Raw genomic sequence first — 14,900 nt, 5'->3', positions numbered from 1 at the left:
CGCAGACGTTCACCGAATCCGGGGACCGGATTCAGTTCAGCGACGCCCGACTCTGGGGCGTTCGTGGGGGAGGTAGGGGCGTGCGGCGGGTGCGGGTCGTGGTTCGGTGCGTTCGTGCCAGGACAGGGGTTCGGTGGCGGTGTCGAGCCAGGGGGAGGCAACGGGTTCGGGTCGGGTCCAAGCGGCGGTGAGGTAGGCGCGTTGTTCGGGACCGCTGCGCGGTCGTGGTGGTTGATGGGTGCGGGTGGTGGCGGTGTTGGTGAGGGCGCCGGCGAAGAGTTCCATGCGGGGTGACCAGTCGCGGATGATGATGGGGTTGAGGGTGCGGTGGTGCAGGAGGGTGTCGCCGCCGCGGCGGTGGCGGGTGAACCAGGTGGCGTTGTCGTGGCGGCGGGTGTCGGCGTTGTGGGCGGGTTTGGGGTGGGTGGGTCCGGCGAAGGTTTTGAGTGCCCGGTAGGTGGTGTTGGGTGGGCTGGGTGGTCGCCAGCAGTCGTGTTCCATCCAGTGCGCGATGGGGTCCTGCACGACCAGGGGTATGTAGTCGGGGTCGCCGAGGCGGCGGCCGATCTCGGCGGCGAACACGGCCTGGTCACCGGGGCCGCCTGCGGCGAGGCGCCGCCAGTGCAGTGATCCGAGGAGTTCGGCGAGGGTGACGGCTTCGGGGTAGACGGCGGCGAAGATGCGGGAGGCGCTGAAGGTGGTGGTTTCGGTGCCGGGTGGGATGAGCAGTTCGGCGCGGCGTCGCCAGTGGTAGGTGGCGTCGCTGTCGCGGGTGGTGTGGGTGGTGTTCCAGCGGTGGGCGCAGATGAGGAATCCGGTGAGCACGGCGTCGTAGGTGGCCGCGGGGCCCAGGCGGTGCAGGAGGCGCCGGTGGCGGTGTTGGGCGGTGACGATCTCGGGCAGTGCGTCGAGGTGGGGTTGGGGGTGGTCGGTGTGGTCGGGTGGGCCGATCCAGATCCGGTGGCGGGTGCAGACGTAGTCGTGGTGGGCGAGCAGTTGCAGGACGGGCCCGCCGGGATGGCGGGCGTTGCAGCGGTGGCAGCCGCGTTGGGGTTCGTGGCGTAAGGCGCGCCAGTCCGGTTCCGGGTCGAGCAGTTCGACGATGGCCCGGTTGAGGCGTGCTCGGGGCTGGTCGGCCACGACTGCGAGGAGGTCGGGGTCAAGGCGGCGGGTGTGGTTGACCTGGCGCCAGAGTTCGTCGGTGGGCAGGTCGTGCAGGGCGGCGAGGCGGGCGAGGTAGGAGACGGCGATCTCATGTTGTGCGGGTCGGGTGGTGATGGGGAGCCGGGAGACCATCAGCGCGTGCCTCGCCCGGTGCGGCGGCGGGTGGGGGCGGTGTGGGTGGCGGCGTGGTCGAGGGGGATCAGGTCCAGCAGTTCCGGGGTGATGGCCTCGGTGTGCTCGTCGATGGCGATGACGGCGGCGCCGCGGATGAGTTGGGAGAGGCTGCCGATCATGCCGCCCGTGCGTTGGTAGAGGTATTCGGCGAGGTCGACCAGGGTGCCGGGCTGGTGCTCGCGCAGTCGCAGGGACTGTTCGAGGGTGGCGATCAACGCCCGCCAGGCGGTGCGTTGTTCGGCAGTGCCGTGGTCGAACGGGGGTGAGTCGATGAGGGTGAATCGTCCGGCGATCTGGCGGCCTCGGGGACCGGCGAACAGGCCTCGTTCCTGGACCTCGATCCCGGCGTAGGCGAAGGTGGCGGGGAGGCGTTCGGCGAAGTACTTGAGCTGGTCGGCGACCTCAGCCCCGGTACGGGTGCCGAGTGCGATGTTGTGGATCTCGTCGACCAGGACGAGCTCAAGGTGGGTGCGGGCGGCCACAGCGCAGACGGTGTTGACGATGTCGGGCATGGTCGCCCTCGCGCCGAGGTCGAGGCCGTAGAAGCGGGCGAACTCCACGGCGAGGATCTTCGGGGTGGCTGCGGTCGGCACCGTCACGTAGGCCACGGGGATGCGCCCGTCCCCGGCGGTGCCGTGGCGTTTGCGCACGGCGCGCTCGTGGGTGCGGCCGAGTTGGGTGAGCGCGGTGGTCTTTCCCGTGCCGGAGGCGCCGGAGAGGATGATCCCGCGCCGGGCGGAAATCTGTCCCCGGTTGAGCTGGATCAACAGCCGACCGGTGGTCATCAGCTTGCGCATGGTCGGCGTCGCCGCCAAGGGCAGGTCGCTGTGGTAGTCCTTGCGTGCCTGGTCCGCCCGCGCCCGCGGCGAGACACCGGCCAGTTCCTCTGGGGTCGGGGCCGCTGGTGGTTCGGATTGGTGGGAGACGAAACGACGCCATCCCCGCACGGTGGTGGCCGGCTCGTCGGGAGCCAGGTGGTCCTCCGCCGGTGCGCTGGTCCGGTTGATGGGGCGTGTGGTCACAGCCATGTCTCCGCCTCGGCGTCGGCGTCGAAGACGCCGAACGGGATCACCTGGCCGCCCTCGGCGAGGCCGCCCTCGGCGAGGGCGCCCGGTCCGGGTTGCTGCTCGATGGCGTCGGCGGGTTCGGTGTGCCTGGGCCGATGGGTGGCCGTGGCGGTGCGGGTGCGGGCGGCGACGCGGGCCCCGGTCTTGTCCGGTCCGTGCTCGGCGCGGGTGAGCAGGGCGTCGAGGGCACGGGCGATCTCGGCTTCGGTGACCTCGTGCCCGGTGTCGCCGCTGGCTTGATGGGCGAGACTGCGGGCGTGGCGCCAGGTGAAGTCCGCGAACGGTGCGGTGACTATCGCCCGGTGCGTCCAGGGGACGTGGACCCAGCCCTGCGAGGTGCGGACGTGGACCTGGGACAGGTCGTAGGGGTCGTAGTGCACCTCCCACAGGCCGCGCTTGCCGGTCAGCCCGGAGTGCTGGCGCCGGAATGCCCCCAGCTCGGGGGCGTCGTAGGTACGGTGGTCGATGCGGATGCCGTAGTCGTTGATCGCCCGCCACTTCACCGGCAGCAGTTCCAGGTAGTCGGTGCCGGTCAGGGTGACCGGCAGGTACCCGGCGACGGCGACCAGGGCGGTGTAGCGCTCGTTCGGGGTCAGCGTCCGGCGCGGGGCGTGCGGGTCGCGCAGCCCCTCGTGCGGGCGGTGCGCCCACCCCACAATCAGCCACTCGTCGAGCAGGTCCTGCAGCTGATCCAGGCTCCACTCGGCGGTGACGTCGCGGCCGCGCTGCTGGCTGTTGGCGCCCTTGTACCCGGCGACGTGCTGGGCGAACAGGGTCTTGATCGAGGAGAAGGTGGCCTCGACGACGGCCTTGTCGGTCGGGGTGTGCTTGCGGGCGGGCTGGATCGAGATGCCCAACCGTTCACAGGCGCGGGTGAACGTCTCGGACACGAACACCTTCCCGTGGTCGATCACGACCTGCTCAGGCACGATCACCGGCCGGGCCGCCGCCTCCCGCATCCGCGCGTCGACCGCCACCAGCCGCTGGAACGGCAGCCGCGACGCGGACATGGCCAACGTCTGCGACCAGCCGGGGCGCATCGGCTCGGGCACCAGCATCTTGGCCAACAGCAGGGACGCGTCCACGGCCTTGGTACCGACCGGGCGCAGCACCGCGGCGCAGATCGTCCGGGTGGCCACGTCCACGGCGATCGTCAGGTCCGCCCGCACCGGGACACCGTCGGCGGCCAGGACCATGACGTCGATCGGGGTGGAGTCGATCTGCACCTGCTCACCCGGGCGGGCCGCGACCGTCGCGGTGAACGCACCCGACGGTCGGTTCGCGGTCTGGCGGCGGGTGACCGCGGAGCCGAAGGTGTGCCTGCCGACGGTCAGCCGGTCGATCAGCGCGTAGAAGGCGGTCTTGCCCGGCAACGGCACCACCCCGGGCCCGTGGAGTTCCTCGACCCGCTTGCCCGCCCGGCGGATCAACCGCGACCGGGTGCCCGTCGAGGCGTCGGTCTCGGCCGCGATCAACTCCCGCAGCACCTCCACCAACCGGGCATCGGCCTGACCCGCCACTTCGAACGTTCGCGCCGCGCGCTGGTCCACCAGACCCCACAAGCCCTGGGCGGTGTAGCGGGCACGCCTGCCCTCGATCGTGCGGAACGCGACCCCCAGTTCGGCCGCCTTCGCCCGCTGCCGATCAGCCAGCGACGTCGTCGCCGGGTCATACCCCGGGCGCGGTACCGCGCCAGCGGCGGCACCCGGTGGCAGGCCGGTCATCACCTCGACCACGTGGTCACGCCACCGCTCCGCCTCTCCGACCACCTCGGCGGGCAACGACTCCAACAACCCGAACGGCTCCACCGCCACCGGCCCGGGGCTGTTGAGGACCACGAAGTCCGCGGCCGCCATCAGATGCCCGGCCAGCACCACCTGCTCGCCGCCGGACTCATCGCGCAACCGCACACTCGTGCCCGCCAACCCGACCACCTGATGCTCGCCACCGTCGAAGCCCACCCGGTCACCGACCGCCAGCACCGGCCGCCCCACGCTCACCACGCCACCCCCGCCGACGGGGAGACCACCGTCTCCGGGCGCAGGGGCACGCTCAGGTCGACCAGCAGCTCCTGGCGCCAGAGCAGGTGGAACAACACCGGCAACACCGCGATCGGATCGCCCACGCTCTCCGCGAGGTCCAACAGCCCGACCGGTGCCGAGCACACCGCCCGCAACTCCTCGGCGACGGCAGGCACACCATGACGCGGATGCCGGTACCCGGCCAACCAGCGCACGTTGCCCACCAGCGTCTCCGGCCAGGCGTCGACCACCTCGTACCGCCACCCCAGGACCGCGCAGGCGTCCCGCGTCGCCTCGAACGCGGCACGGTCGCGCTGCTTCACCCGCACCGCCGGACGGCAGTCCAGCACTCGCGCCGACCCATCGGCCAGACGCGCGAAGAAGTCCGGCACATGCGACCGCGGCTTACCCTCCGTGGCCCAGAACAGCCAGAACGGCTGAGAGGCGACCCCCACCACCAACGGGTCGAAGTCCAGCATCATCAGCGTGTCCCGCTCCAGCCACGACTCGTACCCCACCAGAGACAACGACGTCGCCGACCACCACCACCCCGAGAAGTGCCTCTGACCCTTGTACGACGGAAACCCCCGCACCGGACGACACCCTTCAAACAACACCGGCCTGGCGTGAACCAGGGGAACCCGCTGCTCACCGACCTCATCGACGTACCCGACCTCGAACCCCTCCACAGCGGTGCTCGGGCCACCGCCATACACAAGATCAAGATCGGGCACGGCGACATTCTGCCCAGAGTCCTGTGCTCCGCTGCCACCGAACCGCAAACTAACCCCGAACCCCGCAACAACCCCCGCAACCTAGACCCGAACCCCGCAAGGTTCGCGCGAACAGGACAGCTTCGCGGGCCTTGTGGGCGAGAAAGCCGCCCACAAGATCAACAACTTTGAGCTAAGGTATCGCTATCGCGATTCGAAGAATCTGATCTTCGGCCCTCCCCCGCGCGAGCGAGGGACAGGTGCGCCCGATGGCGTGGATCACGCCCATCGGATCCGATCCGGCCCAGGTCGACTACCGACTGGGCCTCGGTCACGGCTGCGTGGCCGAAGGCGTCAACGACCTCCAGTTGAACGACCACACCGACACGCGGGAACGACCACTGGTGTGGGTGGGCAAGGCGCTGGCCGACCTCGGCATCGAGGCTGGCAGTGAGCTGACTCCCGAGCAGTTCGGCAAGGCCCGCGCGCTCATCAACGGCTACCACCCCACCACTGGTGAACAGCTCGTCGCGCACAAGAAAGGTGTCCCGCCCGAGGCCAAGGTGAACCTGGCCTCACTGGTCCGCATGATCGACGGCGTCGCCAGCGAAGCAGGCGTCACCGTCGAGGAAGTGCTGCCCAGCAAGCGGCTGCGCACCCTGTTCGCCCGCGCGCAGCGAGCGGTCGACCGCGACGGCGAGGGGGCCACGCTGCGCGCCGACCACGCCGGACAACTCGCCGACGCCGCCGGACTCACCCCCCACGAGGTCTGGGGCGACGACGTCTTCACCGAGGCACTGTCCCAACTCACCAAGACCGTCACGCTGCCCGACGGCACCCAGCACCAGGTCGACAACCGGATCACCGTCGGCAACCTCGGCTACGACGTCACCCTCACCCTCGACGGCAGCTTCCGCGCCGCTCACGGCCTAGCCGACGACCAGACCCGCGCCGAACTCGACGCCATCTACACCGACACCGCGATGGAGATCCTCGGTTGGCTGGAGGACACCACCGCCTACGGCATGCGCGGCCACCACGGCGACGGCCAGAGCGCGGAGATCACCCCAGGCAACGGGTTCGCGGGCTGGTCGATGTTCCACCGCACCGCCCGACCCGTCGACGGCGCGGCTATGGGCGACCCGCACTGGCACGTGCACTTCACCCTCGCCAACATGACCCGCGGCGCCGACGGCAAATGGTCCACCATCGCCAGCGGCGGCCGGGACCTGATGCGCCACGCGCCAGTCGTCGACCGGCTCCTGCAAGCCGCCGTCCGCGACGTGCTGACCCGCCGCTACGGAGTGCATTACCGGCGCAGCGAACGCACCGGACGATGGGAGATCGCCGAGATCCCCGATGAAGCCATCCGCCTGTTCTCCCAACGCGGCCAGAGCATCGACCAAGCGCTCATCAAGATGGGACTTAGCCCCGAGGAAGCCGGCGCGGCCGTGCGCCGCGTCGCCGCGTCGGTGACCCGCGAACGCAGAAACCAGAACGCTACCGCCCCGGACGAGACCCTCGCCGGGCACTGGCGCCGCCAAGCCCTCGACGCCGGTATCGACCCCGACCTCCTCACCCGGCACGTCTTCCGCACCCCACCCGCCATCGGCCCCGCCGCCACCTCGAGCCCGCAACGGCCGACCCTGAAGGAGTTGGCGACGCTGCTGCAGGACATCGAGTCCGGGCTCACCTCGAACACCCGCCGCTTCTCCCGCGCCGAGGCCATCGCCGCCGTCGCCGACGCCCTCCCCGCGGGCGGTACCCACACCGACATCATCGACCTGACCGAGCAGGTACTGCAGCACGCCGGGTTCATCAAACTCCCTTTCCGCGCCTCCACCGGGAGCGTCGAGCCCACCCACGGCGAACGCCGCCAGCTCGCCGCCGAGCACATGGCCAACGCCGACCTCTACACCACCAGCGACGTCGTCGACATCGAAAAGATCATCATCGCCGCCGCGCAGGCCAGCAACCCCGACCAGACCCCGATCCGCGTCGACCGCGACAACGCCATCCAGGCCGCCGACGCCATCGAGGCGGCCAACGGTTTCCCCCTCTCCAATGAACAGCGCCGTGAACTGCTGCGCATCGTCACCTCCGGCCGTGGACTCGACACCCTCGTCGGTGGACCAGGCGCCGGCAAGACCACCCTGATGGACGCGGTGCGCGCGGCCTACGAAACCGACAACCTCGTCGTCGCCGGAGCTGCCACCCAAGGTGTCACCGCGCAGACTCTGCAAGCCGAATCCGGCATCCCGTCGCGCACCATCGCCCAATGGCTCTGGCGCGTCGACAACGGACCCGGCCTGCGCGGCGTCGACGTGCTGGTCATCGACGAGGCGGGCATGGTCAACGACCGCGACCGCGCACGCCTCTACACCGCAGCCGCCGACGCCGGAGCCAAGATCCTCGAAATCGGCGACCCCAAACAGCTACGCGGCGTCGGCGTCGGTAGCTCCTTCGGAGTCGTGCACTCAATGCTCGGGGGCGGCGAGCTGGCAGACAACCGCCGCCAGGCCGACGTCGACGAACGCGCCGCCCTCGCCGCGTGGCGGCGAGAGGACTACAGCGCCGCACTCACCTCCTGGGCCGACCGCGACCGCATGGTCGTCACCGAGACCGGCCAGGAAGCCGTCGCCGCGCTGCTCGCCACCTGGGTCGACCAACGCCAAGGCGCACCCGACGCGTTCACCGAACAACGCGGCCTGCTCATGGTCGCGGCCGCCAACGAGACCGTCGCCCGCCTCAACGACGGCGCCCAAGCCCTACGCCTGATCGCCGGGGAACTCGGCCGCCACCGCACCTACGCCCTCGCTGGCGGGGACAAGCTCACCCTGCACGAGAACGACTACGTCATGGTCCGGGTCAACGAACGCAACCAGACCGGCCCCGACGTCCTCAATGGCTACCGAGGCGTTATCGACACCATCAACGACGACGGCAGCCTCGCCGTCCGCTGGGAACGCGCCACCGAGGATGGTCGCCTCGTCGAGTCCGCCGTCCTGCCCCCGCAGTTCGTCGCCAAGGGCGGACTCAGCCCCGGCTACGCGATCACCATCCACAAATCGCAAGGACTCACCGTCGGCTCCGACGGCGCCACCTGGACAGGGCCTGACGACGAACAACGCGGCGGCGCCGTGCTCTTCCACGCCGTCGGCGCCGACAACCCCGGCTCCTACGTCGCCATGTCCCGGCACAAACTCGCGATGTGGCTGTTCCTCGCTCGCAAAGACGTCGAAACCCCCCAGGACGAGCACTTGCTCGGCCTTCCCCGCACCACATGGGGCCGCACCCGCCGCGTCATCACCAAACTCGTCGAGCGCGCCGAAGCCACCGCCACCAACCGCAACGACATCCCCGTCTTGGTCGACCTCGGCCACCTCGACCTTCCCGCCACACCCAAGGACCGACCCGCACCACCCGACGACGACCTCGACCTCCCCGACGACCACCACTGGCGCCAGGCACTGCGCGCCAAGGCACACGCAGCCGAGATCGTGCGCCGCGCCAAGGCCGAGGCCCTCCTCACCCGGGAATGGGGCGAGCACCCCGCCGTCGACCGCGTCACCAAGGGCGACGCGTTCCGCACCATCGCCCGCTGGCTCGACCACGTCGACAACGAAGGCGGCAACCCCGCCCTGCTCGTACGCGAGATCGACCCCGACGACATGATCGCCCCCCACGTCCGCGACCCCAGCCGCCTCGCCGCATCCCTGATCAAAACCGCCGCCCGACACGACCCGAGAACCACCGGCCCACGCCCGATGACCAAGGCGCAACGCCGAGCCCGCGCCGAATCAGCCGAACACGCCCGGCGCGCCGAAACCAGCGCTCTCCTGCGGCAGGAATGGGGCGAGCACCCCGCCGTCGACAGCGTCACCAGCGGACCCGCCTTCGGCGCGGTCGTCCACAACCTCGCCGCCGCGGCCTCCGACCTCGATCCCCGCATCATCCTGCGCGCCATCCATCCCGACACCGTTGTCCGGCCCCGCATCCACAACCCCAGCGCATACACCGCCGCCCGCATCCGCGCCCTTGCCGACAACCCCACACCCCCCGCCGCCCCGGCACCCCGCATACCCGAGCAACCTGGCCTGCCACACCAGGCCCTGACTCGGCTCGAGCAGATCGTGCCCTCCTACGAAAGCACCCTCGCCCAACTCGCGACCCGCCCCGCCCCGGCACACGACACACTCGCAGGAGCACCAACGCCGAACGCGCGGCGCGACGCCCTGTGGCCGAGCTGGCTCCCCACCCCGCCCCCACCACACACCCTCACCGGCCGAGACCGTGCCCTCGCCGCAGCAGCCACCACCGACGCCCGACGCATCCGCGCCCGCGCCATCAAACTCGGCCGGCACGCCGCCCGCGACCGACCCGACTGGGTCCAAGCCCTCGGCCCCCCACCCGACGGCGCCACCGCCCGCGCGCACTACCTCGTCAACATCACCACCATCGCCGCCTACCGCGAACTCCACACCATCACCGGCCCCGACCCCCTCGGCCCCGAACCAGACGCCGACCACACCCCACCCGCATACGCGGCCGCCCAACACGCCCGCCGCCAACTCGCCCAATCCGCTGCCCGCACCACACCGCCGACACCCGAAGCCTCGACCGAGAGCCCCACACAGGACGTCGCCGGACCTCGCACACGGGAGACGGAAGTCACCAAACGCCTTACCGCCACCCGAGAACGCGCCCAACGCCTGGCCGACCTGCAGCACGACACCAGGCAACCACCCATCACCGACACCCGACCCCAGCATCAAGAACACGGACACCGGCCCGGCTACTGACGCGCCATACTCCACAGTCCCACCCGAATCCGGTCACGCGATGACCAGCTCCTCCCCAAAATCGCGCCCACCTGAACAGCGCGCCCGATGAACGGGCAGGTCGCTCGTCGAGATCCAACTGCGACCAGCCAACCAACCATGCACGACCGCGGAAGATCCCCAAGGAAGCACGCGAAACCAGGCTCCAACAGTAGGTCTCACCGCGACGCACCGAGGCGAGGTGGACCCCCACAACCAGAAGGCAGGCAGGACAGGTGATGCGGCGGAGCAGCTGCCCCAGCAACAAAATCGGAACACGGCCGGATCAGGAACCGGGAACTGCGTAGTCTTGGCGAGCAACCAGCCTGCCTTGACCTGATGGTCGACCCCGCCCCGTGCGAAGAGCTGTGGCCGCACCTGAGCGCTCTACACTGCGAGGTGTGGCAGTTGTCGATGTCCGATGGCGCACGGTACTTGCCAGCGCTCGTCAGGAGCGCACTTCCCATGTCCTGATCGGTGGTGTGAAATCGCGATGACGACCGCGGACGTCGACCCACGGCTGGACGCGTAGCGTCATCGGCACGACGCCGAGCCTCCAGCGTGATGCCGCCTAGTGCGGCCGCGCGAGCCGGGCGACACAAACACAGACCTCGTCGCGGTCGGTCGATGGTTGGTCGCCGAGGCCACTACGGTGTGGGCGATATCCGGGAGCGACACTGTCAGGCGCGACTGTTCACAGACTTTCCGGCCGCCGGAGCAGTGGTTCGGGCGCGTCGATATTCAGCGGGTCGGCATGAGACGCGGCAATCTCGTCTGCACCCGCCGTCATGTTGTTATGATCGCGCGGGAGAGACATAAACTGTAGTTGCTCCCTCGTCAAGACAGGAGGACATGTGCAGTCAAGGCCAGTGGCTGAACTTCGAGCGGAGTACGCCGCACTCTGGCGGTCTCTCACCACACCTGACTCCGTGGTGTTGACCGAGCGGGAGGCATCCACCCTGCTGATGGCGTTCGGGTTGCTGGATGGCCGGCCGTGCCACCTCAACACCATGAGTTGTGTGTTCGGGGTGTCCAGGGAACGCGTCCGGCAGTACGCCCGCACGGGCCTAGCCAAACTCGACTTGGCAGACCTTCGCCTGCCTGTATTTCCCCGCGGCTGGGACGAAGATCCGCAACGGGAGACCAGCGTGTACGACATCGAGTACGCGGCCATGCTTATACGTCGCGCGTTTGCGCTTGAACAGGATGGGGAACCGGTCGAACTAGATGCTATCCCCGACCCGCGCTGATGACACCGCTTGTTCTCCGCCGACCTTCGGCGAACAACCACCATGCAGAGACAACTCGCCTGCAACTTCGACCGCGAACGCCCTACAGGTACCGTCGGCCCGTTGCTGAGAACGAGATCCAACGGACTCCGCTTTCCGTCGCGCGAACTCCCAAGTCGCGTCGCCTAGAACCGAACGTCACGGAGCGAACCCCAGTGCCACGTCCGAAGTCGCGGACGAACCATGGGAGCAGTTCGCACCACGTCACCTGGAGCGGACTTCAGTGACGTCGGGGCCTGTCAGCGTGGCACCTCACGACCGCCTCGCCTGTGCCCGAGCGCAGCGCTGCACCACACCAAGGTGAATCGATCGCGACATCGCGCGACACGGCTACGGCACTGAGGCGATCGAGTCACCGACATAGGCAGGGGCGCCGGTAGGAACGCCCTCGCGAGGCACACGGTGGTCATCCCATTGTGGGTTGTGCAGCAGACCACCGTTGCTGATCAACTCGACGTCCGCCAAGGATAGATCCGGCGGTGAAACGAGATGATCTCATAGTCTGGCGCTCTCCACTGGGCAGGTTGAGCGAGTATCGATTGTGGACTCAACTTAAGCGGTCGTCGTCCGGCTTGGCCGACATCGGCTCAACCCACCTGGGCGCGTGACTCGACGCCTTCCGTGCCTCCTCGGTCACCTGCCCGGCGCGGGCGGCTTGGTCCTGGTTTGATGCGACGATGGGATGGAGCAACCGGCACCGGGAAGAGCTGCGGCAGCGTGGTTTCGGCGACTTCGACCGGCAGCCGGTCTGCCTGGACTGCGTGCTCGACCCCGGCCTGCGTGAGCAATTGCGGCAGCATCTGAGCGAGCACGACTGCTTTTTCTGCGGTAACCGTGCCGACCCGGGCGCGGCGGCGATCGCGGTCGGTTTCGACCACCTCATGACCGAGGTGATGGCCGCGGTGCGATTCCTGTTTAGCACCCCCGACGACGCCGGCATGCCGTGGGACGGTGAGGCCCAGGCCTACGCAGGCGCGCCGATCCGTCGCCGCGACGAGGTCGCCGAGCGCGTGTGCCGCGGTGACGTCACCGACACCGTGCTGGAAGCCATCGCCGCGGCGATCGCCGACGACGCCTGGACCGCCTACTCGCACCACGGTGGGCCGAACCGGCCCGACGAGATGCTCACATGGGCGTGGGGAAGGCTCTGCGACCAGGTCAAGCACCGGTCGCGGTTCGTGTTTCTGCTCCCACGACCAGACGCTCCCCATCCCGAGTCCGAGTTCGAGGATTGTGGCGACCTGACCGCTGCGAGGCTGCTGCGGCACTTGGAGCGGATCATCGACGAGCACGGCCTGCGCCGCGTCGTGCCCGCCGGACAACGGTTCTGGCGCGGGCGCCTCGCCGACAATCCCGCCGACCTCATTCGGTTCGCCACCGCCGCCGAACTTGGCAGCCCGCCGCCCCGGGAGGCCTCCAGCAACCGGTTCAGCCCCGCCGGGATCCCCATGTTCTACGGCAGCGACGACCCCGACACCGCCCTCGCCGAGATACGCACCCACGACAACAGCAAACCCCACGCCGTGATCGGGGCCTTCGACACCGTGCGTGACCTACTCCTGCTCGACCTGGTCGACCTGCCCGCCCAGCCCAGTCTCTACACCGAGACGGGCCGCACGGGCTCCTGGTTTGACTTGCGGTTCCTGCGGGACTTCGTCGCCGACCTCACCACGCCGGTGATACTCGATCAGCGCATTCACATCGACTACGTGCCCACACAGGTCGTCACCGAGTACTTGCGCCTAGCCGCCGCCACCCCGGTCCACGGCATCCGCTACCGCAGCGCCCGCAATGGCGCGGTCAACCTGGTCCTGTTCTGCGAACAGAGCCACTGCGTCGACAACGACACTTCACCGCCCCACGCTCAGCAGGAGCCGATGCTGCGGTTCGTGGCCGGGTCCGCACGTCTGCACGAGGCGACCCACCCAGCGCGCACCGAACCCGGCAAGCCATGAAGGTGTCGGTCACCGCCGCCGGCGGGGTGCCAGCAGGTCCAGCAGTCGCTGACCAACGGCGACCGTGAACCCTCCGACCAGTCCGGTCACCACCCAGCCCGCGAGTGCCTGTCTCGGATGGTCCGGTGGGCGTGCAGCGGCAATGGAGGCACCGGGGTCCGAGACAGGCTCAGGTTCAGCGTGGTGCACGGTGGGGGGATCCTCGACCGGTGTGCAGGTCGGTCGGGGCACGCGATGGGTCGCGTGGACGACGTCGGTCAGCTTGGTGGCCACTGGTTGCCCCTCCCAGACCAGCAACTCGACCCGGCCCAGGGCGGCGAGATCGGCGAAGCGGCCGTCGGCGCTGCCGACCAGGAAGATCCGGCCGCCCTCGGCATGGACGTGGCGAGCGTGGGCCAGCAGCGCGAGCTCGGCGGCATCCGGGCCGGGGCGCACCCGCAGCGGCGCCACACGCAGTTCGGCCAGCACCGACACGATCGGATCCGGTTCGCCCTCGGTGACCGCGTACGCGGCGATCGCGTGGTGGTGTTCGCCCGCCGCGGACAGCAGCGTCTCCAGGCGGGCTCGTAGCGGCCTGGGCTTCAACGTCGCGGAACCGAGGTTCTCCAGATCCAGCAGCAGGGTGCGATCGTCGGCGATCACGGGACAGGTGGGCGGGGCCGGGGGCCGGGGTCGAACTCGGGCGTCGTCATGACCTTCACGGTATGCCGCGCCGGTGGTCGTCCACGATCGGGCGATATCTCGTCAGGCGAGCACGTTGCTCCGAACATGCCGCACATCCGTTGCGGTGTGGGTCGGTCAGCTGGGACAGGCCTGACCGACCGTCGCCTTGGGCAGCATGCCTCCATGGCCCACCGGTCTTGAGTCGCCGTGCACCGATGAACCGCTGGTGACTGGCTGGCCATTCACCGACACCATTGGGGAGTTTGACAGTGCCACGTAAGGAACTTGCCAACAACGGCCGATGAGACTGCACCCGACATGAAGGCTGGGGGGATGGCTGGCGATACTCTTCACCGCGGCCCGCTGAACGCGGGTGGACGGATAGAAAGAGAGTGTGGGAATGTCGAAGCGTGACTGTCCGCGCTGCCGGGTGATGATCACCTGGGTGTTGGCGCTGACGACGATGTTGCTCGCCAACACGGGCGCGCTGCCCGCCGGGGTCATCCCCGGCTGACAGCGCGCCCGATGAAACCGCAGGTAGCAGCCAGTCAGAGCCTAGTCAACTTGGGCTGACCGCTTCCTGAGCGAAGAAGACATGACTCCAGGTGAGGGTCAATTTGACTTCACCTGGAGTCATTCGCTCGTTCGGATAATACCGCGCGTGTTCTGGCGTGCCCTCATTGCCCTCATTGCCCTCGTTGCGGTGCGTGCGATGGCGGCGAGGGTGGAGTGTTGTGGTGTAAGACGATTACTGGCGAAAACGTTGCTGGTGGGACGGGGCGCGCGAATCCGGACGATGCCCTGGGGTGTTCATCCGGGTTCTGGCGGCTCCGGTGGTCGCGGACCGTCGTGCACCGTTCAAGCGCGACAACGGGAGTCCCACACGAGTGTCGCCGCCGTCCCGTGGCTGGGCCCCGTGGTGAATGTCGATCTGGCGGGGTATGTGTTCGGGGGAGTCTCGGCAGATCGAGAGCCGGTGGCCGACGCGGTGACGACCTCGTTTCAAGCCCACGCGATCACCGTCGAGTTCCACG

Annotated in this window: 8 protein-coding genes; 3 read left to right on the top strand and 5 right to left on the bottom strand. The window is 69.1% G+C overall.

What is annotated here, in order from left to right; genetic code table 11:
* Nucleotides 1-36: 36 nt before the first annotated feature.
* Genes CLV68_RS22430 through CLV68_RS22415 form a run of 4 tightly spaced genes read right to left on the bottom strand, consistent with a single transcriptional unit; the run spans nucleotide 37 to nucleotide 5,043 of the window.
* A complete protein-coding gene (locus CLV68_RS22430) occupies nucleotides 37-1,296 on the bottom strand; it encodes a hypothetical protein (protein WP_121392850.1) in 1,260 nt (419 codons plus the stop codon).
* Nucleotides 1,296-2,366, bottom strand: a complete 1,071-nt coding sequence (locus CLV68_RS22425; RefSeq protein ID WP_121392849.1) for an AAA family ATPase — start codon at nucleotides 2,364-2,366, stop codon at nucleotides 1,296-1,298. Before CLV68_RS22425 ends, CLV68_RS22430 begins: the two co-directional genes overlap by 1 nt.
* Nucleotides 2,357-4,405, bottom strand: a complete 2,049-nt coding sequence (locus CLV68_RS35750; RefSeq protein WP_211346719.1) for a Mu transposase C-terminal domain-containing protein — start codon at nucleotides 4,403-4,405, stop codon at nucleotides 2,357-2,359. The genes CLV68_RS22425 and CLV68_RS35750 overlap by 10 nt, the downstream gene beginning before the upstream one ends.
* Complete coding sequence (locus tag CLV68_RS22415; protein ID WP_281274689.1) at nucleotides 4,402-5,043, bottom strand: TnsA-like heteromeric transposase endonuclease subunit; 642 nt, start codon at nucleotides 5,041-5,043, stop codon at nucleotides 4,402-4,404. The genes CLV68_RS35750 and CLV68_RS22415 overlap by 4 nt, the downstream gene beginning before the upstream one ends.
* 365 nt (nucleotides 5,044-5,408) lie before the next feature.
* On the opposite strand from CLV68_RS22415, the gene mobF reads away from it, so the two are divergent.
* The 3 genes from mobF (at nucleotide 5,409) to CLV68_RS22400 (ending at nucleotide 13,203) form a co-directional block, all read left to right on the top strand.
* The gene (gene mobF, locus CLV68_RS22410) at nucleotides 5,409-9,941 is read left to right on the top strand and encodes a MobF family relaxase (RefSeq protein ID WP_121392847.1); all 4,533 of its coding nucleotides are present in this window, start codon (nucleotides 5,409-5,411) and stop codon (nucleotides 9,939-9,941) included.
* A 947-nt stretch (nucleotides 9,942-10,888) separates the two neighbouring features.
* Nucleotides 10,889-11,209 carry a hypothetical protein gene (locus CLV68_RS22405; RefSeq protein WP_147460126.1) on the top strand — a complete coding sequence of 107 codons (321 nt, stop codon included), beginning with the start codon at nucleotides 10,889-10,891 and terminating at the stop codon, nucleotides 11,207-11,209.
* Between the two features lie 800 nt (nucleotides 11,210-12,009).
* The gene (locus CLV68_RS22400) at nucleotides 12,010-13,203 is read left to right on the top strand and encodes an RES family NAD+ phosphorylase (protein ID WP_170224529.1); all 1,194 of its coding nucleotides are present in this window, start codon (nucleotides 12,010-12,012) and stop codon (nucleotides 13,201-13,203) included.
* 9 nt (nucleotides 13,204-13,212) lie between these two features.
* On the opposite strand, the gene CLV68_RS22395 is transcribed toward CLV68_RS22400, so the two are convergent.
* On the bottom strand, nucleotides 13,213-13,845 hold the full coding sequence (locus tag CLV68_RS22395) for a hypothetical protein (RefSeq protein WP_121392844.1): 633 nt from the start codon (nucleotides 13,843-13,845) through the stop codon (nucleotides 13,213-13,215).
* Between the last annotated feature and the right edge of the window lie 1,055 nt (nucleotides 13,846-14,900).

Source organism: Actinokineospora cianjurensis (assembly GCF_003663795.1).
Classification (GTDB): domain Bacteria; phylum Actinomycetota; class Actinomycetes; order Mycobacteriales; family Pseudonocardiaceae; genus Actinokineospora; species Actinokineospora terrae.
Note: the sequence above shows the minus strand (reverse complement) of the source record. Positions and strands in the feature narration are given on the sequence as shown.